Annotated in this window: 25 protein-coding genes; 12 read left to right on the plus strand and 13 right to left on the minus strand. The window is 70.6% G+C overall.

The window, feature by feature from the left end:
• Positions 1 to 41: 41 nt before the first annotated feature.
• From AB0M36_RS22840 to AB0M36_RS22850, 3 genes are read right to left on the minus strand one after another with little or no spacing between them, the layout of a single operon-like run.
• Positions 42 to 755: an SDR family NAD(P)-dependent oxidoreductase gene (locus AB0M36_RS22840; protein ID WP_364160616.1), complete on the minus strand. Its 714-nt coding sequence runs from the start codon at positions 753 to 755 to the stop codon at positions 42 to 44.
• A complete protein-coding gene (locus tag AB0M36_RS22845; RefSeq protein WP_364160618.1) occupies positions 752 to 1,558 on the minus strand; it encodes a transcriptional regulator in 807 nt (268 codons plus the stop codon). The genes AB0M36_RS22840 and AB0M36_RS22845 overlap by 4 nt, the downstream gene beginning before the upstream one ends.
• Positions 1,545 to 2,045, minus strand: a complete 501-nt coding sequence (locus AB0M36_RS22850; protein ID WP_364160620.1) for a helix-turn-helix transcriptional regulator — start codon at positions 2,043 to 2,045, stop codon at positions 1,545 to 1,547. Before AB0M36_RS22850 ends, AB0M36_RS22845 begins: the two co-directional genes overlap by 14 nt.
• Before the next feature lie 494 nt (positions 2,046 to 2,539).
• Here AB0M36_RS22850 and AB0M36_RS22855 point away from each other — a divergent pair, with 494 nt between their 5' ends.
• Both AB0M36_RS22855 and AB0M36_RS22860 read left to right on the plus strand, forming a co-directional pair.
• Positions 2,540 to 3,031: a hypothetical protein gene (locus AB0M36_RS22855; RefSeq protein WP_364160622.1), complete on the plus strand. Its 492-nt coding sequence runs from the start codon at positions 2,540 to 2,542 to the stop codon at positions 3,029 to 3,031.
• Positions 3,032 to 3,046: 15 nt separating this feature from the next.
• Entirely contained in the window at positions 3,047 to 3,817 is a 771-nt protein-coding gene (locus AB0M36_RS22860) for a phosphotransferase (protein WP_364160624.1), read from the plus strand.
• On the opposite strand, the gene AB0M36_RS22865 is transcribed toward AB0M36_RS22860, so the two are convergent.
• Together AB0M36_RS22865 and AB0M36_RS22870 are read right to left on the minus strand one after the other, a co-directional pair.
• Positions 3,814 to 4,419, minus strand: a complete 606-nt coding sequence (locus AB0M36_RS22865; protein ID WP_364160626.1) for a hypothetical protein — start codon at positions 4,417 to 4,419, stop codon at positions 3,814 to 3,816. The two genes, AB0M36_RS22860 and AB0M36_RS22865, sit on opposite strands and share 4 nt — an antisense overlap.
• Before the next feature lie 232 nt (positions 4,420 to 4,651).
• Positions 4,652 to 4,882 (minus strand): hypothetical protein, encoded by a 231-nt coding sequence (locus tag AB0M36_RS22870; protein WP_364160628.1) that lies wholly within the window; start codon positions 4,880 to 4,882, stop codon positions 4,652 to 4,654.
• On the opposite strand from AB0M36_RS22870, the gene AB0M36_RS22875 reads away from it, so the two are divergent.
• The 6 genes from AB0M36_RS22875 (at position 4,869) to AB0M36_RS22900 (ending at position 13,206) form a co-directional block, all read left to right on the plus strand.
• Positions 4,869 to 5,270 carry an ATP-binding protein gene (locus tag AB0M36_RS22875; RefSeq protein ID WP_364160630.1) on the plus strand — a complete coding sequence of 134 codons (402 nt, stop codon included), beginning with the start codon at positions 4,869 to 4,871 and terminating at the stop codon, positions 5,268 to 5,270. The two genes, AB0M36_RS22870 and AB0M36_RS22875, sit on opposite strands and share 14 nt — an antisense overlap.
• 43 nt (positions 5,271 to 5,313) lie before the next feature.
• Positions 5,314 to 5,472, plus strand: a complete 159-nt coding sequence (locus AB0M36_RS22880; protein WP_364160632.1) for a hypothetical protein — start codon at positions 5,314 to 5,316, stop codon at positions 5,470 to 5,472.
• Positions 5,473 to 5,605: 133 nt separating this feature from the next.
• Entirely contained in the window at positions 5,606 to 6,511 is a 906-nt protein-coding gene (locus tag AB0M36_RS22885; RefSeq protein ID WP_364160634.1) for a hypothetical protein, read from the plus strand.
• Between the two features lies 1 nt (position 6,512).
• Positions 6,513 to 7,694, plus strand: coding sequence for a serine hydrolase (locus AB0M36_RS22890; protein ID WP_364160636.1), 1,182 nt, complete (start codon positions 6,513 to 6,515; stop codon positions 7,692 to 7,694).
• A gap of 79 nt (positions 7,695 to 7,773) precedes the next feature.
• Positions 7,774 to 8,889, plus strand: a complete 1,116-nt coding sequence (locus AB0M36_RS22895; protein WP_364160638.1) for an alpha/beta fold hydrolase — start codon at positions 7,774 to 7,776, stop codon at positions 8,887 to 8,889.
• Positions 8,890 to 9,060: 171 nt separating this feature from the next.
• Entirely contained in the window at positions 9,061 to 13,206 is a 4,146-nt protein-coding gene (locus tag AB0M36_RS22900; RefSeq protein ID WP_364160640.1) for an NACHT domain-containing protein, read from the plus strand.
• Here the strand turns inward: AB0M36_RS22900 and AB0M36_RS22905 are convergent.
• The 5 genes from AB0M36_RS22905 to AB0M36_RS22925 form a co-directional block, all read right to left on the minus strand.
• On the minus strand, positions 13,164 to 14,057 hold the full coding sequence (locus AB0M36_RS22905; protein WP_364160642.1) for a P1 family peptidase: 894 nt from the start codon (positions 14,055 to 14,057) through the stop codon (positions 13,164 to 13,166). The two genes, AB0M36_RS22900 and AB0M36_RS22905, sit on opposite strands and share 43 nt — an antisense overlap.
• A 7-nt stretch (positions 14,058 to 14,064) precedes the next feature.
• Positions 14,065 to 14,874 (minus strand): SAM-dependent methyltransferase, encoded by an 810-nt coding sequence (locus tag AB0M36_RS22910; RefSeq protein WP_364160644.1) that lies wholly within the window; start codon positions 14,872 to 14,874, stop codon positions 14,065 to 14,067.
• Between the two features lie 74 nt (positions 14,875 to 14,948).
• Positions 14,949 to 15,713 carry a hypothetical protein gene (locus tag AB0M36_RS22915; protein ID WP_364160646.1) on the minus strand — a complete coding sequence of 255 codons (765 nt, stop codon included), beginning with the start codon at positions 15,711 to 15,713 and terminating at the stop codon, positions 14,949 to 14,951.
• Positions 15,714 to 15,881: 168 nt separating this feature from the next.
• A complete protein-coding gene (locus AB0M36_RS22920; protein WP_364161058.1) occupies positions 15,882 to 16,538 on the minus strand; it encodes a 50S ribosomal protein L11 methyltransferase in 657 nt (218 codons plus the stop codon).
• Positions 16,539 to 16,719: 181 nt separating this feature from the next.
• Positions 16,720 to 17,247, minus strand: a complete 528-nt coding sequence (locus AB0M36_RS22925) for a hypothetical protein (RefSeq protein ID WP_364160648.1) — start codon at positions 17,245 to 17,247, stop codon at positions 16,720 to 16,722.
• A gap of 133 nt (positions 17,248 to 17,380) precedes the next feature.
• On the opposite strand from AB0M36_RS22925, the gene AB0M36_RS22930 reads away from it, so the two are divergent.
• Positions 17,381 to 17,887, plus strand: a complete 507-nt coding sequence (locus AB0M36_RS22930) for a SigE family RNA polymerase sigma factor (RefSeq protein WP_364160650.1) — start codon at positions 17,381 to 17,383, stop codon at positions 17,885 to 17,887.
• 11 nt (positions 17,888 to 17,898) lie between these two features.
• On the opposite strand, the gene AB0M36_RS22935 is transcribed toward AB0M36_RS22930, so the two are convergent.
• The 3 genes from AB0M36_RS22935 to AB0M36_RS22945 all read right to left on the minus strand — a co-directional run bounded on the left by AB0M36_RS22935 (position 17,899) and on the right by AB0M36_RS22945 (position 20,658).
• Positions 17,899 to 18,201: a DUF1905 domain-containing protein gene (locus tag AB0M36_RS22935; RefSeq protein WP_364160652.1), complete on the minus strand. Its 303-nt coding sequence runs from the start codon at positions 18,199 to 18,201 to the stop codon at positions 17,899 to 17,901.
• A 202-nt stretch (positions 18,202 to 18,403) separates the two neighbouring features.
• Positions 18,404 to 18,664: a hypothetical protein gene (locus tag AB0M36_RS22940; RefSeq protein ID WP_364160654.1), complete on the minus strand. Its 261-nt coding sequence runs from the start codon at positions 18,662 to 18,664 to the stop codon at positions 18,404 to 18,406.
• A gap of 83 nt (positions 18,665 to 18,747) precedes the next feature.
• On the minus strand, positions 18,748 to 20,658 hold the full coding sequence (locus AB0M36_RS22945) for a BTAD domain-containing putative transcriptional regulator (RefSeq protein ID WP_364160656.1): 1,911 nt from the start codon (positions 20,656 to 20,658) through the stop codon (positions 18,748 to 18,750).
• A gap of 622 nt (positions 20,659 to 21,280) precedes the next feature.
• Here AB0M36_RS22945 and AB0M36_RS22950 point away from each other — a divergent pair.
• The 3 genes from AB0M36_RS22950 to AB0M36_RS22960 all read left to right on the plus strand — a co-directional run bounded on the left by AB0M36_RS22950 (position 21,281) and on the right by AB0M36_RS22960 (position 22,747).
• Positions 21,281 to 21,460, plus strand: a complete 180-nt coding sequence (locus AB0M36_RS22950; RefSeq protein ID WP_364160658.1) for a hypothetical protein — start codon at positions 21,281 to 21,283, stop codon at positions 21,458 to 21,460.
• A gap of 150 nt (positions 21,461 to 21,610) precedes the next feature.
• Positions 21,611 to 21,943, plus strand: a complete 333-nt coding sequence (locus AB0M36_RS22955; RefSeq protein ID WP_364160660.1) for a DUF6059 family protein — start codon at positions 21,611 to 21,613, stop codon at positions 21,941 to 21,943.
• Between the two features lie 105 nt (positions 21,944 to 22,048).
• Positions 22,049 to 22,747: an N-acyl homoserine lactonase family protein gene (locus tag AB0M36_RS22960; RefSeq protein ID WP_364160662.1), complete on the plus strand. Its 699-nt coding sequence runs from the start codon at positions 22,049 to 22,051 to the stop codon at positions 22,745 to 22,747.
• The last annotated feature ends 36 nt before the right edge of the window (positions 22,748 to 22,783 follow it).

Here is a 22,783-nt window from a genome sequence, read left to right on the forward strand (position 1 = left end):
ACACCGGTGTGCTCCTTCTTGCGTCCTTCCAGCTTCTGAGCTCACCAGTCGAGCGGCTTGCCATCAGCGAAGAGACCCCCCGTCGGCCCGTCGGCCGGCAAGGTGGCGAGCCAGATTGGCGTGGTGGCTCCCTCCTCGGGGCTTCGGGAGGTCTCGCCGTAGGCCATCCTGGTGTTCATACGGCCCGGCGAGCAGGCATTGACGAGAATGCCCTCGCCCTTCACCTCGGCGGCGAGGACGCGGGTCAACGCGTTGAGGCCGGCCTTCGAGACCCGGTAGGCGACGTTGGTGTCCGACATGGTCGATACAGAGCCTAGATGGCTGGTGATGTTGACGATTCTTCCGTAGTTGTTCTTCTTCATCTCCGAGACCGCGGCAGCCGAGCATCGCCATGCGCCGAGCAGGTTTGTCTCCAGCGTCGCGCGGACCTTCTCGAAGTCGGGATTGGTGGCGAGTTGTCCCCGATCGATGGCAATACCCGCGTTGTTCACGAGCACATCGAGCCGGCCCCATTTCTTCCCGGCGTCTGCGAGGGCGCGGACGACACTCGCCGGGTCTGTCACGTCAAGTCGGGAGGCAGTGGCCGCGATTCCGTCACGGCGGAGCTTGTTTGCCGCCGTTTCAACCGCGTAGGAGTCGCGACCTGCGACCAGGACGTGCATGCCTTGCCTGCCAAGACCTTCGGCGATCGCGAATCCGAGGCCCCGATTGGCTCCGGTGATGAGCGCGACTCGTTGTTCGACGGTCCCGCTCATGCCACCAGCCCCGCCAACTGCTCGTCCAACTCCTCGCCCCTCGGGTCGGAGCCGCTGAACGTGATCTTCTCGCGGGTGCGGTGGATCCGCTGCAGGTTTCGCTCTGACGGCGCCTGGTGGATCAGGGGAACAGCCTCCTTGATGAGGTGAGCCGCCTCGTCCATCTCACCACTGGCCGCCTGTGCGGCGGCGCGCCGAATCACATATGTCGCCCGGTCACGAATCTTGGTGTCGGGGGCCAGAGACAGCGATTGCTGAAGATAGAAGTCGGCTCGGCGGGAATCTCCAAGGTCCAGGTAGCACGTTCCCATCTGGGCGTAATACTCTGACTGATCGAAATACGTCAGCCAGGCGGGATGGTCGTCCGGGAACCGAAGCGAGCCAAAGGACGCCTCCGCTTCCCTGATGAGCCTTTCGCAGGACTTCGCGTCCTTCAACGCGGCGTGTGCCCGCGCTTCTCTCAGCGCGAGCATGGCTTTGGCCCGGGGCTGCGAGTCCTCGCTGCCCGCGTAAGCGCTTTGGGCCAGTGCCAACGCCTCAGCAGGCATTGCGAAGTCGTAGCACTGGAGGCTCATGGACTTCAGGATGTTGGCGCCAAGCAACCGATCGTCCGCCGCGTGCGCCAGGTGAAGCGCGCTGATCCAGTACCGTTGCGCGGCGGCATGAAGGCCGGCGTCGAAGGAGGCCCACCCCGCCATCCGACTCAATTCAGCCGCAAGCGCGTACAGGCGAATTCCGAGCGCGCTGGTGTAGCTGGAGTCGTTCAAGACGTCAATAACGATGCCCAGCTCAGCATCGATCAATCGCCTGGCACGGCTCCCCCCCGCGAGTCGCTTCCAGCAGCCGAAGGCGGCACAGGCCAGCTTCCATGCTGGCGACGAACTCTGACGCGACCTGCCCTCCGCGCAGAACTGCCGTCAGCGCGGCCGGCTCCACCCCCAGCCACTGGTCGGCCACATTGATCAACGACGGTCCCAGCACCTTCATGAAGGCGCGACGATCCAAGGCGGCGTACTCCAATGCGTCTGCCAGTGACTCGAGACTGCCGCGCTGGGTCCAGGCGTAGTCCGTCCGAATGGGCTGACCGTCAGGCAGCCAGGCCGGCCAACGAACTCGCCTCACGATCTCCGGGTCGAGCCCGAGAGCTCGCGCCAGCGCTTCCTGCGAGGCCAGGTCGGGCACGACGTCCCAGTTCTCCCAGCGCCATGCCTTCTCGCGGCGGGCCGCTGAACGTGTCCCATCGGCAATCCTGGCGACGTCTTGCAGCGTCCAACCTCGCTCGGCCCGCACGACGCTCAGGGGGTGCCCGAGCCGCTGGGGTGTGGTCGCTGGTACTCGACGTGCCATCGCTGACCTCCGCTTTCACTGGACTGTATAGCAGGCTCGACGCCCCGGTCCGAGGTCGATCAGCGCTCCTGACGACGAAGACAACACAGAGACAACGTTGCGCGCCTGGCCTTTCCGCGCAGTGCGCGATTGGCTGGAGACAGGCAACTTCCCATGGAGCGGGAGGCGTGATGTTGGTTCCTCGAACGGAGCACATCGGATCAGGCCCGTCATGGGACTGCCGTGTCTGCGCCAATCCGTGGCCGTGCGTCGTAGCCAAGGTGCAGCTGAGTGAGCAGTACGGTCGATGGCCGACAGGCCTCGCCGTCTTCCTGGCGTCGTGTATGTACAACGCCATCGAAGACGTGCGGGCGGCCGGCTGCAGATCGCCGACCGACATGTTCGACAGGTTCCTCGGCTGGGCGCGGCAGCCCGCCATCGACACTTCAGGAGGCGTCTTGAGCATCACCGCAGGCCGATCGGTCACGTGCGCTACGGACCCCCAGACTCTCGTCTCGGCCGAAACGTTCGACAGGATTGCCCGCTACTTCGCCACCAAGGCCGAGGTAACTCAGACCTATGCCGAGCGGGCGACCGGACAGTTTCTGCTCTTCCTCAAGGCACACGCCGACGCGCACCGCAGCCCCGACTTCGGGATGCGGCTGCCCACCGGCGAGTCATACCGGGTCGTTCCGACCCGCCCGGTCGACGCCGTCTGGCACGCCGCTCTTCAGATCAGCGAGTCCTACACCGCCGCCTGCGAGCGGATCGCCGGGGCCTACGTCCACCACCGCCCGATCCTGACCGAGGCCATGGGGGACGGCACCGCCATCACCTACACGGTGGCGGCACTGCACGCGACCGGCTTCCAGGTCGACATGGAGTTCTGGGCTGGCGAGGCCGAGTCCTGCTGTCCGCCGAACCCGCCTCAGCCCGGCGTCGCCGGCTGACGGATAGGGTGGCCGATGCGCATCGACTGGACCGCTTTGCCGGAAAGCGTCACGGCGGAGATCGCGGAGCGGGTTGGTGGAACCCGGGTGACCCCGGCTACCGGTGGCGACCATGCGGAGATCGCCTCGTCCGTCGCCGGGGCGAACGGCACGGTGTTCGTCAAGGCGGCTTGCTCGGAGCTGGGTGTCCGGTCGTTGCGGTACGAGCTGCTGGTGACGACGGCCGTCGACCGGCCCTACTCACCAGCGGTCGAGTGGCATTTCGAGACGGACGGTTGGGTGGTGGTGGGGTTCGAGCATCTCGACGGTCCGCACGCCGATCTGTCTCCGGGCAGCCGGGATCTCGATCTGCTCGCCGAGATCCTGGACGACCTCGGAAAGACGCCCGCGTCGGGTCCCGCCTGGTTCAGCCCGGCGGCCCGGCTCGGGTTCTCCCATCCGGCGATGGACGGCGAGACGCTCGTCCACTCCGACCTCAACCCGACCAATCTCATCGTGACGCCGAGCGGGCTACGGATCGTCGACTGGGCGTACGCGACCCGGGCCGCGCCGTGGCTCGAGCTCGCGCTGCTCGCCCAGTGGCTGATCGGCGGCGGCCACAGTCCGGAGCAGGCCGACCGGTGGTTGAGCCGCTTTCCCGCGTGGAGTGCGATCGGTCCCGCGACGCTGGATGAGTTTGCGTCGAGGAACGCCTCGAAGTGGGCGGCCAAGGCGGGTCAGAGCACCGAGAAGTGGGTGCGTGACCTCGCCGACTGGACTGGGGCGTGGGCGAAGTACCGGGTCTAGCGGGCGGGCTGGCCGCTGCGGCGGCGGGCCTCGGTGACGTCGGCCATCAGGCGGTCCCAGGCGGGGTCGGGGCGGAACGGGCCCAGTGGCAGCCGGCCGCCGACGCGGGCCCAGCTGTACTCCCACCAGGCCGCCACCCGGACCGGCCACAGGCCGACGCGGACCGCGCCGGCCAGGAAGCAGCGGTGTACGAGCAGGGTGGCGGCGAGCATCTCGTCGTCGAACTCGGCGTCCTCGATGTCGACGGCGCGGCCGAGGGCGCGGACGTCGCGGTGCATCTCCGAGTAGGCGATCAGGTCCGGGGTGGCCGGCACCCGGACCTCGGCGTCGGGCACCAGCATGTCGGCGGCGTACGCCGGCATGAAGACCACGTTGTCGACGGTGATGATCAGCGGGAGCTGCTCGTGGCCGCGCCGGATGCTGAGCTCGAGGCCCGGGTCGCCGGTCGGCACGACGATCTGTTCGAAGCCGAGCACGTCGCGGACCGCCAGGCGGACCGAGTCGCCGATGGCCGGCACGTGGACCGTCACCACGCCGGCCTCGACCGACACCTCCGTGCCCGGCACTTCGCCGAGCAGACCCACGAGCGCTTCATTGTGCATGCGCCCGGTTATACAGGATGGGCGCGACCTCGCTTCAGAAGCGTTCGAACTTGCTCTCCAGATCCGGCACGGCGACCTCGCCCCGGCTCGTGGTGGGGGTCTTGTTCTCGTTGTAGACCCCGCCGCGCTGGTAGCTGTCGTTCGTCCAGGTCTGGCGGCCCGGCGCTCGACTGTGCCGGTCATGATCGGCCGCGGCGTCGAGCCGGTGACGCGCGCCGCGAGGCCGAGCGGCTCAACCTGCCTTCGAGCTCGGCACGCCGAGCCCGTCGGTCGGCGCGGTGCTGGCGCTGGCCAGGCTGATCGGTGCGAAGGAGGAGTGATGTCTGCCGACGACGACATGCCCGAAGCGCTCGAGACGTTCGTGACCGAGGCGCGCGGCCTGGCGCAGCAGCTCGAGGAGGGCCTGCTGGACCTCGAGGGGAACCCGCCGGGTGGTCCGCGACGTCGGCGTGGAACTCGGCAAGGAGGTGTCGCTGGTCATCACCGGCGGCGACGCCGAGATGGACAAGGTCCTGGTGGAACGGATCAGCGACCCGTTGCCGCACCTGGTCCGCAATTCGAGGGACCACGGCATCGAGGCGCCGGCGGAGCGCCGGCGGCACGGCAAGGCGGCGCGGGGCACGGTGCGGCTCGACGCCTACCACGACGCCGGCAGCATCGTGATCGAGGTCAGCGACGACGGGCGTGGCCTGGACCGCGAGCGGATCCTGGACAAGGCGGTCGAGCGCGGGGTGGTCGCACCCGGTGCCGCCCTGAGTGACAACGAGGTCTACTACCTCATTTTCGGGCCCGGATTCTCCACCGCGGAAACCTGGGGCGCGGGGACGACGACCGCATCCGGTTGCCGCTGACCCCGCCGACGCCGTTCGCGACGCGGGAGGAGTGGGTGGCGCCGTGATCAAACCGCTGGGAGTGCTGTTCAGCAGGCTCGAGTGCATCAGTGGATCGACGATCCTCGGCGGTGGAGAGATAGCGCTCATCCTCGACGTCGGTCCGCTGGTCACGGACCATTCCGAACGGGAACACATCCGCCAGGCGCGGTCCGCGGCATGACCATTTCGATGCGTTATCGATCAGCTACACAAAGTCATATTTTCGGGGGGTGACAAGTGGACGAGGCTTAGCCTCCGAGTACTACGCACCCGCGCACTTGTCGACGACGGGGAATCGGACAAAGAATCGTGGCATGACGCTCGGCAAGAAGGATCTGCCTTTCCCGTATAATCAGGACTTTTCTGGCATCGTCACGCGTGTCAAGGGAGTCCGGGAGGCGACCCGTGCCGCGCTGGTCAACTCGCCGAAGGTCGCGTCGTACCTGAAGGCCGGCGCCAATCTGGTCGAGCAGAACCTGGGCGCCCGCACGGAGCCGCCGGCCGTCGACGGCCGCAAGCAGTACTGGTCGGGCCTGCGGTTCCTCACCGAACGCGCATTGTCGCGCGAGATGGAGAATCTCGAACCGCCGTTCCTGCGCCAGAAGGGCGACGGTCCCTATCGCGCCACGTGGGCGACCCACGACGACTACCTCAACGACCTGTTGACCTTTCTGTTCCACGCCATGAATTACGACCCGCAGTACGACGCGGAGGTCGAAACCCGCGGGTGGCTCGACGACGAGAAGAGCTTCGTCGACGCCATCGACCGGGCCACCTTCCACGAGCTGCAGGCGATCTGCCGGATGCCGCTGTTCCGGCTGCAACTGATCATGGTGGCCACCGCCGACCGCAACGACGGCATCCACGAGGCGATCTCCAACAACTACGCCGGCGCCCTCGAACCGTGGAAGAAGATCTACGAGTCCACATTCGCCTCCCGGGGCTTCCAGCTCCGGGAGGGGGTGACCCTCGATCAGCTCGCCTACATGCTCGCGGCGGTCACCGAGGGCTTCGCCCTGCACCACCTCGGCGATCCCGGCGCCGGCATCGTCGGCGACGACCCCGAGGACAACCTGGTGGGCATGGCCGTCCTCGCCATCCTCGCCGGCTACCTCGAACCGGTCGCTGAACCCACCGGCTCGACTCTGCGTGAACAGTTCCGAGGCGTCTCGAACCGAGCGCGTCCCGCCGACCGCACCATCGAGCACCGCGGGAAGTGACATGACGAGCACCACGCAGCAACCGGCCGTCCGGGCCGCCGACCCTCCCTCCTGGTGGGATCGCCAGAGCGACCTGGCCATGCGCCGCCCGTTCAACGAGTTCACCTTCACCCACATGAACTGGCTGATGCCGACCGAGCGGGTCGCCCGCGGCCCGGCCGCCCGGCCGCTGCCCTTCGCACCCGAGCCCCTGGACCTCACCTACCGCTTCGATGACCGCGACCTGAGCCTCACCGACCTGCACCGGCGCACGTTCACCACGGCGTTCGTCGTGCTGCACCGCGGCGCGATCGTGCACGAGAGCTACCCGGGAGCGTTCGCCGGGCCGCGCACCCGGATGCAGCTGTTCTCCCTGTCCAAGTCGGTCACCTCCGTCCTCATCGGCATCGCGCTCGCCGAGGGTGCGATCGGCAGCGTCAAGGACCAGGTCACCGACTACCGGCGCGACTTCGAGGGCACGGCCTACGACGGCACCACGCTGGCCGACCTGCTCGACATGACCAGCGGCGTCGGCGACCTGGAGACCTGGGACACCCCGGACAGCTTCATCCGGCGCTTCGAGCGGGCCGTGCTCAGCGGCGGCGACGTGCCGGCGATCATCCGCGCGGCGCCGCGGACGGCCTCGATCGGCGAGCGCTTCAACTACTCCACCTTCGACGCCCAGGTGCTCGGCTGGGTGCTGGAAGCGGCCACCGGACGGTCACTGGCGGCGTACGCGTCCGAGCGCCTGTGGTCGCGCATCGGCGCCGAACGCGACGCGTACTACGGGCTGACCCGGTCCCACCCCCGGACGGCCATCGGCGCCGGCGCCTTCAACGCCACCGCCCGCGACCTCGCCCGGGTCGGCCAGCTCATGGTCGACGACGGCGTCGTCGCCGGCCACCGCCTCGTGACCACCGAATGGGTACGCCGCAGCCGCGGCACCGGCCTGCCCCACCTGGCGGTCGGCGCGCTCGGCGCCAGCGGCTACGACCACTACGGGTACGCCAACCAGTGGTGGACCCTCGGCGAAAGCTGCTTCCACGCCTTCACCGGCCTCGGCGTCCACGGTCAGTACCTCTTCGTGGATCCCGCCGCCGACGTCGTCATCGTCAAGTGCAGCGCCTGGCCCACCGAGGACGACGAGGCCCGCGACCGGGAGACCGTCACCGCGTTGCGCCGCGTCGCCGACCACTTCGCCTAGACTTTCCCGCCGAACATCCCCTCGCCCCCACCCGCACCACCGTGCCCGCACCACCCCATGCCCGCGAGAGGAAAAACCCATGAGAACCGCGCTCCGGCGACGACTCGCCGTCCTCGCCGCCGCCGTCCTCGCCGCAGCCGGCGTCATCGCCGGCACCGGCGGCCCCGCGCACGCCACGTACGCTCCCGGCACCGTCCTCACCGTCACCACAGCGACGCTTCCCGCCGAGCTGAGCCCGCTGGCCACCGGCAAGCGCGTCCAGTACGTCACCACCACAGTCACCGGGACGATCACCACCGCCACCGGCCTGGTGCTGACACCCAGGAGCGGCAAGAAGAACCGGACGGTCGCGTGGAGCCACGGCACGACGGGCCTCGCCGACCGGTGCGCCCCGTCGACCAGCCAGGCCGTGTTCTGGCCCGAGGCCCGCGCGGCGATCGCCGGGTTGCTCCGAAAGGGCTGGACGGTCACCGCTCCCGACTATCCCGGCCTGGGCACCCCGGAGGCACACCCGTACCTGGTGGGCAACAGCGAGGGCCGGGCCATCATCGACAGCGTCAAGGCCGCCCGTTATCTCGACGGCGCGCTGTCCACCCAGTACGCCGTCGACGGCCACTCCCAGGGCGGGCAGGGCGCACTGTTCGCCGGGCAGCTCGCTCCCTCCTACGACGGTTCGCTGGTGCTCAAGGGCGTGGCGACCATCGCACCGGCGTCGAACCTCGACGCGATCGCCCCGTACATCCCGGGCACGCCCGGGCAGGGTTACCTGGTGATGGCCCTGTACGGCATCAACGCGGTCGAGCCGACCTTCAACCCGAACTCCTACCTGGCGCCACCGGCCCGCCAGCGCACGTCGGTCCTGCAGACCGGCTGCCTGGAGGAGATCCTCGACGCGTACGCCTCCCTCACCCCGGAACAGCTGGTCCCCGGCGGGGTGGTGTCCCCGACCGTCCTGGCCAAGCTGGCCCGCTACGGCAACCCGGCCACCGTGGCGCCGAGCGCCCCGATCCTCATCGTGCAGGGCACCGACGACGACGCGGTCCCCTACGACATCACCGCCGACCTTCTGCTCGAACAGCTGCGCGGCTACAGCCAGCCGGTCGAGTTCGTACCGCTGGCCGGCGAGACCCACGACGGCGCCGTCTTCGCCTCCGTGGAGACCGTCGCCACCTGGATCGCCGCCCGCTTCACCTGAGACGTCCCGACCGCCCCCTTCGGGACGAGGACACCCCACGCGACCACCCCCGCGTGGGGTGTCGTCATGAGCGGTGCATTCGCTCGAACGAGGCAGCCGTCCGTGGCGTGTCGGTCACTGTCCTGCGAGGATGGCCGTCCCATCGACGAGCGAGACGGCGGGTGACACGACGTGACGGAACTCGGACCGGCCGCTCGGGTCGTCATCGTCACCGCTCTGGAGGAGGAGGCGAACGCCGTCGTCGGGCACCTCGACGGCGTACGGTGGCAGCGCCACCCCACCGGGCAGCGGCATCGCGTCGGATCGTTCTCCGGCACCGTCCTCGAGTGGCAGGTGATCGTCGCGGAGGTGGGGCGGGGGAACGAGCAGGCCGCCATCGCCACCGAGCGGGCCGTCGAGCAGTTCCAGGCGCAGGTCGCCCTCATCGTGGGCGTCGCCGGCGGCCTCAAGGATGTCCGGGTCGGCGACGTCGTGGTCGCCACCGACGTCTTCGGGTACGAGTACGGCCGCGACGAGGACCTGGAGTTTCGCCCGCGCAGCAAGGTCGCGTCGGCCTCTTTTCCCCTGGTGGAGCTCGCCCGTCAGGTGCGGGCCGACCGCGCCTGGCTGCGACGCCTGCCGCGGGAGTTGACCGCCGTGGCGGCCGACGTCCGGGTCCTGATCGAGCCGGTCGCCTCCGGCGGCAAGGTCATCGCAGGCTCCGGCACCCCGTCCGCCGCGCTGATCCGCCGGCACTATTCCCAGGCCGTGGCGGTCAACCAGGAGGACCTAGGCGTCGTCCTGGTCGGACTGACCCGGCCCGACCTGCGGGTCGCGATGGTGCGCGGGATCTCCGACCTGCTCGACGGCAAGGCCGCTGCTGACGTCGCCGGAGGCCAGCGGATCGCGGCGGAACGCGCCGCCGCCTTCGCGTTCGAACTGCTCCACCAGGCCGTGCCGGAGGACGTGGCCGCGGGTGACGTCGCCGGAAGCTGGACCGCCGCCGGCCGACGGCGGTTCGAGGCGAACCTGACCTTTCCGCTGGTGCGTGCGCTGCTGGCCGTTCGCAGCCCCGACCCCGCCGCGATCGCCGCCACCCTCAACTGGGACCAGCTGCTCGCGGCCTACGCGGACCGCGGCTCCCGGCGACGTGTCCACCATTTCCTCGTCGAGGTGGGCGAGACGGTGATCGCCTACGTGGTGGAGAACCAGCGGCAACTCGTCCAGCTCATGACCCCGGCGCTGCTTGCGAGCGTGGTCGACGGCCTGGCCGGGACGCTGCACCGCGCCGCATCGACGGCAGGCGGCTCGGGTCGCCGCCCCAGGGTCCGCGCCGACGCGCTGGCGGCCCACTTCGCCGAGGCGGGTGCCGCCTGGTCGGACCTCGACGAGGGTCCGCTGTTTCCGCTGCGCACCCTCGCCGCCGAGCTGGGGGCGTACGGCAGCGAAGCGCTGCTCGCGCTTCCCGAGCTCACGATGGACACCTTGCCACGGCTGTCGGACGAGGTGCCCCGGCCCGGCGTGGTGCTCGGCGCGGCCCTCGGCCGGTTCCCCGGTCACGGCCGGCCCGGACGCAACCCGGTGGACGCCTACACCACCGATTACCTGCGCAACGTCGCCCAGGCGCTGGACGAGATATCGATGTTCGGCATAGACCTGGCGCCGGAGGTCCGGCGCTACTCGCTCACCACCGGATACGTGTCGTTGCGGGTCCGCGACGGCTCCCGGGGCGACGGCGACCTCCGGGCCATGGCGGCCGCGGTCCGCACACCCGTCGAGGTGGCCTTGGCCTCTGCCCACCGGATCCTGCTCACCGGTGAGGCCGGGTACGGCAAGACGACCCTTCTGCAGTGGATTGCGGTGTCGCTCGCCCGCAACAGCATGCCACCGCCGTTGCGGAAGTGGCACGGCCGGGTCCCGTTCCTTGTCCGGCTGCGCGCCTACCGCGAGGTGGCGTTGCCGACGGTGGACGAGCTGGCGGCCGACATCGCCGTGTCGGTGCGGCAGCCACCGGCCTGGTGCCGCGACCGGCTCGAATCCGGCGCGGTCGCCGTGCTCGTCGACGGCCTCGACGAGATGCCGGCCGAGAAGCGCCCCGAGGTGCGCCGCTGGCTGGCAGACCTCATCGCGGCGAGCGGGACGTCGTCGGTATTCGTGGTGGCGTCCCGCCCGATCGCGCTGCGCGACGAGGCGTACGACCTCGGCGGCCTGGAGTTCCATCGCGTCGAGGTCGCCCCGATGGGAGACGCCGAGATGTCCCGGCTGGTGACCGACTGGCACGCGGCCACCGCCGAGCGGCTGCCCCCGGCCGAGCGACCCGCCCACGTAGCCCGGGGCGAGCTGCTGTTCCGGACGCTGACAAACTCCTGGCAGCTCCGGGATCTCGCCAGCAGTCCGCTGCTCTGCGCGGTGCTCTGTGCCCTCAACTACGCGAGTCCGGGCGGGCTGCCGCACCGCCGGGTCGAGGTCTACGATCGGGCGCTGGCGATGATGCTCGGGCGGCGCGACCGCGACCGGGGCGTCACGCCGCTGCTGACCGACGACGAGCAGTGGACCTTGTTGCAGTACATCGCCCAGCGCTTCCTCAACGCCGGCCTGTCGGAGGCGTCCCGGCACAGCACCGAACGCATGATCGCCACCGTCGCGCGCTCCCTGCCGAACCTGCCCCGCGACCCCGCGTCCATCCTGGTGGAGCTGCTCGAACGCTCGGGCGTCATCCGGCTGCCCGCCGCGGACACGATCGACTTCGTCCACCGCTCGTTCCTGGAGTACCTGGCCGCCAGGTCGCTGCTGGACGAGGGCCGGATCGAGGAACTCCTCGCCCACGTGTGGTCGGTGGACTGGGCGGACGTCATCACCCTCGCGGTCGGCAGCGCCCGCAGCAGCGACGCGCTGCGGCTCATGCGCGGAATCCTGGATCAGGTCGACCGGGAACCGTCCGGCAGCGCCCGCCAACAGCAGGGGCGCGACCTGCTCGCCCGGTGCATCAGCGCCTCCACCCGCGTCGACATCGACGTGCACGAGAAGGCCATGGGCCTGCTCTCCGCCCTGGTCCCCCCGGCCACCCGGGCCGACGCCGACGCCGTCGTGGCGCTGGGCCAGGCGGCCCTTCCCCTGCTCAACCGTCATCTGAACGCGCCGGGAACCGATTCCCTCCCGCTCATCGACACCATCGCGAGGATCGGCGGCGACCGCGCAATGGGCATGCTGAGAGAGCACGCCGCGAGATGCACTGTCTCCTCCCACTACCCGCTCGTCAGCGCCTGGAGTCACTTCGACCCGGCCCGATACGCCACCCAGGTCCTGGCCGCGATCCCGGGGCAGACGGTGTGGATTTTTCTCGAGGACGTCAGCAGGCTCCCCTTCACCCCGCTGCTGCCTGAGCGTTTCTCTGTCCACCTCTCCGTGAACGTGCCGGGCGAGACCTTCCCCGCCCTGGCCTCCGGCGCCCGTGTCCGTTCCCTCGAGATGGTCGCCCGCGACGGCATGGCGATGGACTGGCTGGTGCAGATCGCCGGCGTCACCCAGGCGACGTTCCAGGATCTGGACGCTCTCGAGCTGGATCCGAGAACCGGCCGTAACCATCACCTGCAAAGGCTCGTGTTGTACGACTGCTTCACCGGCGAGGCCTTCCTCGACTGCCGAACGCTGCTCTGCTTCCCGGCGCTGGAGGAACTGGCCGTCTACGGCCCGGCCCGCATCAGGAACCTGCATTTCCTCGGCCACCTGCCCGCGCTGCGCGTCCTCTTTCTGGATGACGCGTCGGCGGTCGAGGTCGGCCCGTCCGTGATCGAGAGCGCCAGCCTCAGGGACGTCGAACTGCCGCGCCTGGCGGCGCAGGATCTCATGCTGGTGAGCGGGTGCGACAACCTCGAACGGCTCGACGTCCGGGAGTCCGCGATCACGTCGATGGACGGCGCGGCCGAGCTGCCGGAGCTATACCACCTCCGGGCGACGGACTGCACCTCCCTGGAGGACCTGACCGCCATCGCGGACCTGGGCAGGCTGACCGAGCTGGATCTGCGCGGCTGCGGTGCGCTGCCGATCGAGGCACGCGCGCACCTGTACGGCTGGCTACCCCATCTCAACCTGGACGAACGCCTGTCGCTTGCCCCCGACGACGACGTCCTCGGGCTGCGCCCCGCCACCATGACCGACATCGCCGAGGCGGTCGGTGACACCGTGGACGGTGACATGCGCGATGCGCTGTTCGAGGTGTTCGTACCCGTTCAGGATCAGAACGTGCCGCGGACCGGGCACCACGACGGCTGGATGGTGGGCGAGCTTGAGGAGATTCACCGCACCCTCGGGGACGTGCCCGGCGACGAGGACGGCTGAGCGACGGCGTCGCGGATCGCCGCGGCGACCGTTTCGGCGGCTGCCGCCCGTAGCAGATCGAGGTCGATCGCCCGCGTGACCTCGCCGGTCGCGAGGGCGACCACCGCGTCGCCGTCGAAGCGTGAGTGCGCCGGGTGCAGTGCCCTCGCGAAGCCGGCATGGCCGCTCTGGGCCAGCAGGTAACAGTCGTTCTTGGACAACCGGGCGTCCGTCAGCACCACCGCCACGGTGGTGTTCGCGATCCCGAACGGCGTCGGCGTCGCCCGCGGAGTCTCGCCGCCGCCGAAGACCGGCGAGCCGTCGGCGGCGAGGACGTCACCCCAGGCGTTGACCACGGCGACCGCGACGATCCGCGCCGCGCCCGCGGCGCCCTCGGCCCGGCCCAGCCCGCCCGGGTCGTGCCGCCGGCGCCAGGCGCCCGTCGAGGCTCCGGTGCCCGCGCCGACGCGGCCCGTGCCGAACGGCGTGCCGGACCAGGCGGCCAGTGCTGCCTCGCGGCCGGCGGCGGCGTCGGGCGGCCCGGTGCGCACCGATTCGTCGAACACGGACATGCCGATGACGATCGGCACCGGTCCGGCGGGCGTGGGAAACCCGAGGCCGCGCTCGCGCAGCAGGCCCACCACCCCGTCGGCGGCCGACAAGCCGAACGCGGAACCGCCAGAGAGCACCACGGCGTCTACCCGGTCGACCAGCCGGGTCGGCTCGAGCAGCGCGAACTCCCGCGTCGCCGGCGCGCCTCCCCGCACCTCGCCGGAGGCCACCGTGCCCGGCGGCGGGAGGATGACGGTCACGCCGGTGCCGGCACCGGTCCAGTGTCCGGCGTACGCCGACAGCAACTGCGGGTCTGTCATGCCCCGATCATGCCGTGGGCTTGCGCGCCACCGCACCGTACTCGTCGACCTCGCGCAGCTCCTCCGCGGTCGCGTTCGGTGCGGGCCGCCAGCGGGAGCACGGCACCAGACCCGGCTCGACGACCTCCAGCCCGGTGAGGAAGCGCGAGATCTGCTCCGGCGTCCGCAGGTGGTAGGACAGCGGCGCGTTGGCGTTCCACACCGCGATGGCGTCCTCGAAGGCCGGGCCGTCGATCACGTTGGTGCCGTCCGCGGTGACCAGGTAGCTGCCCGGCGCGAGGCCCGCGAGCAGCCGCCGGACGATCGTGACCGCCTCGTCGAGGTCGGCGACGTGGCCCAGGATGTTCATGAGGATCAGGCCGACGGGTTGCGAGAGATCGAGGGTGGTCCGCCCGGCGAGCTCCAGGATCGTGTCCGGGTCCCGCAGGTCCGCGTCGAGATATTCGGTCGCGCCCTGCGGGGTGCCGGTGAGCAGGGCGCGGGCGTACGCGAGGACCAGCGGATCGTTGTCGACGTAGACGATCCGGGCCTCGGGGGCGGCCGCCTGGGCCACCTGATGGGTGTTGTCGACGGTCGGCAGTCCCGTGCCGATGTCGAGAAGCTGCCGGATGCCGCACTCGGCGACCAGGTGGGTCACGGCCCGGGTGAGGAACGCGCGGGAGCTGCGTGCGACCGCCTCGATGTCGGGATAGAAGCGCGCGAACTCGTCGCCGACCCGCCGGTCGGTCTCGAAGTTGTCCTTCCCGCCGAGCCAGTAGTTCCACACCCGCGCGGAGTGCGGCACGGTTTCATCGATCGGCGTCCGCTCGCTGGTCACCCGCCCACCCTAGGGCATGTCCACGATGGTCGATACCCGTCGGCGGGCGGGGTACTCCTCGCGGGGCGCGATTCCTACTCGTCGCGGGATGCCGGTGCGGCGCGTCGCGGCGAGTACCCGGGGCTGCCCTCGTCCGACTTCTCGTCGTCGCCCGGCTCGGCGCTCTCGTCCTGCTGCTCGGCGTCCGCCGCGGCCCCGGCAGTGCCGGCAGCCTCCGCCTCCACCCGCGTGTCCGCCTCGGCCGGCGGCTCGCCGTCGGGCAGTTCGCCGGTCACCTGAGGCTGGTCCACCCAGAGCGCGCGGAGCTGACCCTGCATGAAGCCGGTGAGCCGGGATCGGTACTCGCGGTCGAAGCGCTCCAGGGCCTCGATCTGCTCCTGCAACGCCTCGCGCCGGGCGCCGAGGCTGCCGACCACATCGTCGTGCCGTTGCTGGGCGGCCAGGCGGAGCTGGTCGGCGTTGGCCTGGGCGTCGGCGGTGATGCGCCCGGCCGTGGCCCGCGCCTCCAGGACCACCTTCGCGGCGGCGCGCTGGGCGTCCTCCGCCCGGGTCTGGGCCTCGCGGGCGGTCTGCTCCGCGGCGGCACGCGCCTCGAACAGCACCTGCTCGGCCTCGCGCCGCACGGTGTGGGCGTGCATCTGAGCCTCGCGGCCGATCTCCTCGGCGGCCGCGAGCGCGTCAGTGCGGATCTTGTCCGCCTGCTGCTGAGCCTTGGCGAGGTGCTCCTCGGCGGTGCGCTGCGCCATGGTGAGCACCTGGAGCGCCTGGTTGTTGGGTCCGGCCGGCGAGACCAGCACGTGCTCGGAGGTGGCACCCTGCGAGGAAGTCCCGTTGAACATCACTTTCCACGATCCTTCGTCCGTTGGTCCGCCCAGGAACGGCGGGATGCTACCAACGGAAACGGCCGGCTCGCGAGGGGCGCTGCGTCATGGTGCCATCACCCTCAGTAGGGCGCGTGGCATTCACATTGGCTCGGTTGAATGTGAATTACTTGTCGCCGATCGCGATCAGAGGCCCGCGGAACGCCGGGGGTCCGGAGGCGCCGGGCGACGCATGCGGAACACCGCCGTCTGCGAATTCTGATGATCCTCGGCGGGGCCCAGCGCCGACTCCTCATACACGGCGACGCGTTCGAGGAGCCCGCTGACCGCATGACCGCGGCCGGGGTCTCCCGCCAGCACGAGCTCCCCCCGGGCCGCCCGTCGGGACAGGAAGGCCAGGACCCGGGCCGCCAAGGTCTCCTCGTAGAGCCCGTCGCCCGCGAGGATGACGTCGGCGTCCACGCCGTCGCCGGCCTCGCCGTCGAGCAGGTCATCCGACAGGCATGTCACGGGCACGCCGTTGGCCCGGGCGTTGGCCTCGATGGCCACGCTCGCGTACGGGTCGATGTCGTTGGCCACCACCGACGCCGCGCCGGCCCGCGCCGCCGCGATCGCGACCAGGCCGGAGCCGGAGGCGATGTCGAGGACCCGGCGCCCGGCGACGAGCGCGGGATTGTCCAGCACATAGCGAGCCAACGCCTGACCACCGGGCCAGGCGGACGCCCAGAACGGCGCCAGCAGCCGCTGCCCCGCGGCCGCCTCCAGGCGGGCCCACAGCAGGGTCGGATCCTCGGCGAGGTAGAGCCGGATCTCGGGCACCAGATCCACGGGGCGCAGGTGCAACGCGTCGACGGCGGGCGACCCCGCCGTGGCGGGGTCTTCGGTCAGCCACGGCGTCAGCGAAGCCGGTGGCACATGTGATTGCGCGCGAATATTGATGTCATATCACCGCCGAGAAATCTAGCACGGCGGCGGAAAACGATTCGCCGGAAGCAATCCCGAACGGATGACGTCGGGTGGCGAATCAGCCGGTCGTGTCGACCACCACGGCGATCGCCGACTTTTCCGCCGGGCCGGGCTTTTCCGCCGGGCCGAGAGCGCCGGAGGATCCGCTGCGGGCACTGACGGCGAAACCAGCGCAGATGCACATCACCATGACCAGCGTGAGGACGCCCAGCACGATCGTGGCCGCCATGCCCGGGTACTTCTGCGGCGGCGGGCCCAGCGCTCCCGGGATGAACGCGATCATCGGAGCCCGGTAGTCCAGCTCGACGGTCTGCCCCGGGTGCACGGTGACGCCGAGGTCCGCGACGCCGATCCGGGTCGGCAACAGGTACGGCACGTGCACGTGCACGTGGTGCTGGCCGGGCGGTAGCGGCACGACCGTACGCCCCCAGGCGTCCGTGACCCGGTGACCGTTGATCTCCACGACGGGCTTGAACAGCCCGAGCAGGAACGCGATCGGGTGGTGCTTGAGCGTCACCGCCACGGCGCCGCCGGGGTGAGGCGGGTAGGCGGGCTGCTGCGGACCCCACGGTGGCTGCTCGTACACGATGGTCCCTTCCGTGGCAATCCGGCCGGCGCAGGATACTGCCTCGGCCGGCGGGACGGACAGCCGGGGGCCGTCGGAGAAATTGTGCTCTCACGGGTGAATAAGGTGGCATGCCGGCGGCATCCTGGATTGTGTGACCTTCGAGCAGTTCGCGATGGAGCGGCTTGCCGGCCTGCTGCGGTACGCGGTGGTTCTCACCGGCGACCGCCACCTCGCGCAAGACGTCGTCCAGGAGGTGCTGGCCCGCGCCCACGTGCGCTGGGACCGGATCGGCGACACCGACGCGCCCGAGGCGTACGTGCGCCGGATGGTGCTCAACGAGTACCTCTCCTGGCGGCGGAGCTGGGCGACCCGCAACGTGTACGCCGTCGGCGAGCGGCTGGCGGACTTCGACGACGCCCGCGGCGGGGTCGGCGACCACGCGCAGAAGGTCGTGGAGGCCGACGAGCTGTGGAATCGGCTGGCCACGCTCGGCCGCGCCCAGCGCGCCGTGCTCGTGCTGCGCTACTACGAGCAGCTCGACGACGAGACTATCGCCGGCCTCGTCGGCTGCTGCCCGGCGACCGTCCGCAGCCATGCCGCGAGGGGGCTGAGGAATCTCCGGCTGAGGTCGCTGACCTCCGCCGGCAAGGCGTCCTGACGGGCGGATGATCAGAGGTCCAGGATCTGCACCCGCACGGTCGTGACGTCGCCCGCCTCGAGGTGCTCCGCGCGCCGGACGTCGCGCTTGACCGGCAGGACGTAGGTGTCGCGCTCCTTGTCCGGGAAGATCGACGTCGTCCAGGTGGTCGTGCCGGCCGTGGCCCGGACCCGCAGCGAGCCGAAGCCGCGCCGCCGGCCGGCGGTCAGCTCCCGCAGGACCTCGGACTCGTCGACGGGCAGGCTGACGAAGGTCCACGTGTCGGTCCGCCGGGCGTCCCAGACCCACAGCGCGGCGTCGAAGGTCACGATCACCCCCGCAGCATGCCACGGGCCAGCGACGACTCGCGCCCAAGGTGCACCACGAAAAGCGCCGCTGCGAATTCCACGGGGGAAGAACTCGCAACGGCGTGAGGTCAATTTATCCGACGGAGACCGTTCTCGTCCAATCGCGAGTGTCGTCGGTGGGCGGTACGGCCCGGCGAACCGGCCGCGCGGCCCGGCGAACCGGCCACTGTCAACAGCGAAGGACGGCCAGAACCCGAGCCATGGCGCCGACGCTGTCGCCGTGGACGGTCCGGGTGTGGTTGACCCAGGCGCCGAGGTCGAAGCCGGGATAGCCGATCCGGAACCGGTCGGCGAGTTCGGCCAGGTCCCGCGCGTCGAGGTCCAGGTCGGCGGTGAGCAGCGAGTAGGGCCGCACGTTGCCCGCGGCGAGCGCGGGTTTGACGGCCACCAGTTCGTCGACCACCACGCGTAACTGCTCGTCCTCGACCATCGCCACACCTCCACCAGAGGAGGCAGCGTGCGCCCGGCCGATGGAGGCCGGATCGCGGACGGCTCGACTCCGCCGGCGTCCGGTCAGTTCAGCGCGGGGTGGCAGCCCGTGAGCATCGGCGGCGGGGATCCGCCGACGCTGAGCAGGGCGACGGCGGCCGCATAAGGCCGGGGCACCCGGTAGACGAAGCCGTCCGGGATCGCGGCCGTGGTCTCGACCTCCACCAGGCCGAAGGTGGCGAGCTCCTCGGCCAGTTCCTCCGCGCGGCGCTCCTCGACCGCCAGCAACCCGGCCACGGCGCCCAGCGACGCCGGGTCCTCCATCCGCGCCAGCCCGCAGAACGCCGCGCGCAGTTCCTCGCCGAGCAGCCGCAACGTCCGGCCGAGGCTGCGGTGCACGCCCTCGGTGGGCGTCGCCGGGCGGCTGCCGCGCTCCTCGCGCGCACGGGCCCGACTGACCTGTCGGGCGATCGGCCAGTGTGGCTTCAACTCCAGGTGGGCGGCGGCCTCCCGCAACGCCATCGGCAGCCCCTCGCAGAGCTCCACGAGGTCGTGTGCCGCCGCGATCTGACGGTTGACCCGCTCCTCCCCCAGGATGTGCGCGAGCAACCTGTACGCGTCGGAGCACGCGAGCGGCCCCAGGTGGACGGTGGCCGCGACGGCCGGGTCGGAGAAGCGTCGCCGGGCGGCGATGAGCGTGCCACAGGAGAGCCCGGTCGGCAGCAGCGAGCCGATCTGCTCGGCGCCGGCCACGTCGTCGAGCACGGCGAGCACCCGGCGGCCCGCCGACCAGCTCCGGAAGAGGCTGGAGCGCTCGTCGAGCGGCTCGGGGATCGCGCCGGCCGCGTATCCGGCCGCGCGCAGGAAGCCGCCGAGAACCTCGGCCGGGTCGAGCGGCCGTCCCTCGTCGTCGGTCAGCCGGGCGTAGAGCAGCCCGTCGGGATACCGCGCTCGCAGTTTGTGCGCCACGTGCACGCACAGGGCGGTCTTGCCCGACCCCGGCGGCCCCGCGACCACCACCACGGGCGCCGCACTGCGGTCGGTGGCGGCGAGGGGTGCCGACACCTCGGCCACCTGGTGGCGCCGACCGACCAGCCGGGCCACGTCCGGCGGGAGCTGATCCGGCGGCTCGGCGGCACCGCGCACCGACGTGACGGCCCGGGCACCGGGAAAGTCCTCGTCGATGGCCGGGTCGGCGACCAGCACCGCCTGGTGGACCCGCTGCAGCTCCGGCATCGGCTCCAGACCCAGCTCGGCGGCCAGCACCTCGCGCGCCTGTTGATAGACGCGCAGGGCGTCGAGGCGGCGTCCGGCGCGATAGAGCGCGAGCATCAGCCGGCTCTGCAGGCTCTCGTCCGTGGGCTGCTGAGCGACCATCGCGGTCAGTTCGCCGATCAGCTCGTGGTGCCGGCGCAGCGCCAGGTCGGCGTCGATGCGTTGCAGGGTGAGGCCGCGCCGCTGCTCCTCCAGCCAGACGGTGGCGGCCCGCAGCAGCGGACCGGTCGAGACCTCGGCCAGCGCCGGGCCGCGCCACAGCCGTAGGGCCGTCCGCAGGGTGTCCACGGCCGGCTCCAGCGAGCCGGCGTCCAGCTCCGCGCGGGCCCGGTCCGCGAGGCGTACGAAACTCGTCGCGTCGACCGCGTCCGAGGCCAGCATCAGCACGTAGCCGGTGGGCGAGGTGGAGAGGGCGGGCGCGTCGCCACCCGGCCGCGCCGCCCGGGTCCTCCAAGCGAGCCGGTAGAGCTTGCGCAGCTGGTAGACGTAGGTCTGCAGGGTGGTGGTCGCGCTCGACGGTGGACGGTCGCCCCAGAGCTCCTCGATGAGTTGTTCCGAGCTGACCACCCGGTCGGCGTTGACAGCCAGCAGGGACAGGACCTGACGCAACTTGGGAGCGCTGGGTACGACCTGGCGGCCCTCGAGCTCCACATGGAACGGACCGAGCAGGCTCACCCGCACGTCGACCGCCCGGGTCTGTGCGCGTAATCCAGTTGACACACCAACACCGTCATCCCCCCGTTGTCGGCTCCTCGCATCGCCCCGGCGACGATTGCGCTCGCAAATATCGAAGCGGTTGCATCACCGTCAATATAGGCTTCCTGAGAGCCGACTGACAGCCCTGTAGGCCGGAGTCGAGAAATCGACACCGCCGGATGCGAGAGGCCGCGCGGGCACGGCCCGGCGGCGCATCCAGCAGGCAGGATGCAGGGAACGGCCCGGAGCACACCAAGAGTGTGGCCGCGTGCGAAACCTTCGGCGAAGCAGAAAAGAACTGTTTCCTCATAGGGAAAAGAATTGTTGACCACCGCCGCCAATGGCGACGACCCGACACCGGCGAATGGCGAATATGGACGGCACGACGAAGATCGGATAGCGAGCGCGGACGGGTCCCGACGCCCGGGCGGGGGCAAAGGCGCAGTTCGGAGCCACCTACGACACGATCCACTGTGCGCGATGCCGCACCCACGGATCGTCGCGTCACCTACATCCGTGGTCGTACGCACGGAACGGAAGCGATGACGTCGCGTACATCCACAGACGGTTGTGGCGGCGTACCCGTGGCAATAGGTTTCGACCGGGTCCGGGCGAATGCCGAAATTTCTCGAAGGTTGGTTGCGTCATGGCAAGGACAATCGCCGCGGCGGTCATCGGCGCCGTGCTCGGGATGATCATGAGCCTGATCGTCCTCGGCGACGACGGGCCGGGCTTCGAGGCGAAGCACGCGATCATGGCGTTGGTGGGCCTTGTCGTCGCGGTGGTCGTGCAGCGCACGGTGTGGGAGCGCCGCTCCCGCCGCTGAAGCCTCCCGCTCCGGCCGCGTCGGCCGTGGATCCGGCCTCGACGGGACCTCGAGCGTCCCCACTCACCATCGGTTGCGTCTTTGGACGTCGAGGGGCACGTCGGAGGATCAGATCGATCCGACGCGCGGGACGCAGAGGGGTACCGACCGATGGACGCGACAGGACCACTCCGGCGATGCGGACGGCTGGCCATCGCCGCGCTTCGCTGCACCTGGCACAGTTTCGCCGCCTACGGCATGGCCGTCACGGGAGTGCAGCCGTCGCCACAGGGCCCGGCGTTCCCCACCGGCGCGGCGGGGCAATCCGGTGGGGCGCGGTTGGCATCCGGGCATCCGGGCGCCGCCGCGGGCTATTCGGAAAGGCCGTCGGTCGCTCCGCCGGACTGGCTGCTGGACGGACCGCCGGCGGGTCACCCGGAGCGGCTGATCCCCGACGTGCCCCTTGATCCCGTCGAGAGCGGACTCTGGCGGCAGCTGCGCTGAGGCGTCGACGGCGTCGAGCCCGGATGGATCGCCGCTCCAGCGGCGGTCCGCACGATTTTCCTCGATCGGGCGCTCGGGGCGCCCGCACGGACGACAGGACACCGGATGAAACTGTATCTGCTCGAGTTGGGCACGATCCGCTACTACAAGGACCGCCCGGCGTGCGGCTACCTCATCCGCCGCGACGACGGCACCGACGTGCTGGTGGACACCGGGCCCGCCCGCGACGCCGCGCCCGATTCGCCGATCATCGCGCGTACCGATCCCGGCCTGCTGGATCAGCTCGCCGCGGTCGGCGTGCGGCCCGGTGACATCGACATCGTGGTCTGTTCCCACTTCGATCCCGACCACGCCGGCAACCACGACCTGTTTCCCGACGCCGAGTTCGTCGTGCAGCACAGCCACCTCGAGCTGGCCCGTTCCGGCACCGAGGCGCGGCTCGAGGCCACCCGGGCGCACTGGGATCTGCCGCACCTGAAGTACCGCACGGTCGACGGTGACACGACGCTGCTGCCCGGGATCGAGCTCATCGAGTCCGGCGGCCACATCACCGGACATCAGTCGGTGCTCGTCCGGCTTGCGCGGACCGGCGCCGTGCTGCTGGCGGTGGACGCGATCACGCAGGAGGCCGCGATGGATCCGGAGAACCGGCCGATGACCCGCTTCGACCTCGACGCGGACGGCGCCCGGGCCAGTACGCGCAAGCTCGTCGACCTCGCCCGGCGGGAGAACGCCATGGTCGTCCGCAACCACGATCCGAAGCAGTGGCCGACCCTGACGCAGTGGCCGTCCTGCTACGAGTGACCGACCGGTGACGGCGGGCACCCGTCGGCGCGGCGG

This window comes from Actinoplanes sp. NPDC051346, assembly GCF_040682215.1.
Taxonomy (GTDB): Bacteria; Actinomycetota; Actinomycetes; order Mycobacteriales; family Micromonosporaceae; genus Actinoplanes.

Bases quoted from the DNA above. Each gene is read 5' to 3' on its own strand.
- AB0M36_RS22840 (WP_364160616.1), bottom strand. From the start codon at position 755: ATGAGCGGGACCGTCGAACAACGAGTCGCGCTCATCACCGGAGCCAAT.
- AB0M36_RS22860 (WP_364160624.1), top strand. From the start codon at position 3,047: ATGCGCATCGACTGGACCGCTTTGCCGGAAAGCGTCACGGCGGAGATC.
- AB0M36_RS22865 (WP_364160626.1), bottom strand. From the start codon at position 4,419: ATGCACAATGAAGCGCTCGTGGGTCTGCTCGGCGAAGTGCCGGGCACG.
- AB0M36_RS22885 (WP_364160634.1), top strand. From the start codon at position 5,606: ATGACGCTCGGCAAGAAGGATCTGCCTTTCCCGTATAATCAGGACTTT.
- AB0M36_RS22890 (WP_364160636.1), top strand. From the start codon at position 6,513: ATGACGAGCACCACGCAGCAACCGGCCGTCCGGGCCGCCGACCCTCCC.
- AB0M36_RS22895 (WP_364160638.1), top strand. From the start codon at position 7,774: ATGAGAACCGCGCTCCGGCGACGACTCGCCGTCCTCGCCGCCGCCGTC.
- AB0M36_RS22905 (WP_364160642.1), bottom strand. From the start codon at position 14,057: ATGACAGACCCGCAGTTGCTGTCGGCGTACGCCGGACACTGGACCGGT.
- AB0M36_RS22915 (WP_364160646.1), bottom strand. From the start codon at position 15,713: ATGTTCAACGGGACTTCCTCGCAGGGTGCCACCTCCGAGCACGTGCTG.
- AB0M36_RS22940 (WP_364160654.1), bottom strand. From the start codon at position 18,664: ATGGTCGAGGACGAGCAGTTACGCGTGGTGGTCGACGAACTGGTGGCC.
- AB0M36_RS22950 (WP_364160658.1), top strand. From the start codon at position 21,281: ATGGCAAGGACAATCGCCGCGGCGGTCATCGGCGCCGTGCTCGGGATG.
- AB0M36_RS22955 (WP_364160660.1), top strand. From the start codon at position 21,611: ATGGACGCGACAGGACCACTCCGGCGATGCGGACGGCTGGCCATCGCC.
- AB0M36_RS22960 (WP_364160662.1), top strand. From the start codon at position 22,049: ATGAAACTGTATCTGCTCGAGTTGGGCACGATCCGCTACTACAAGGAC.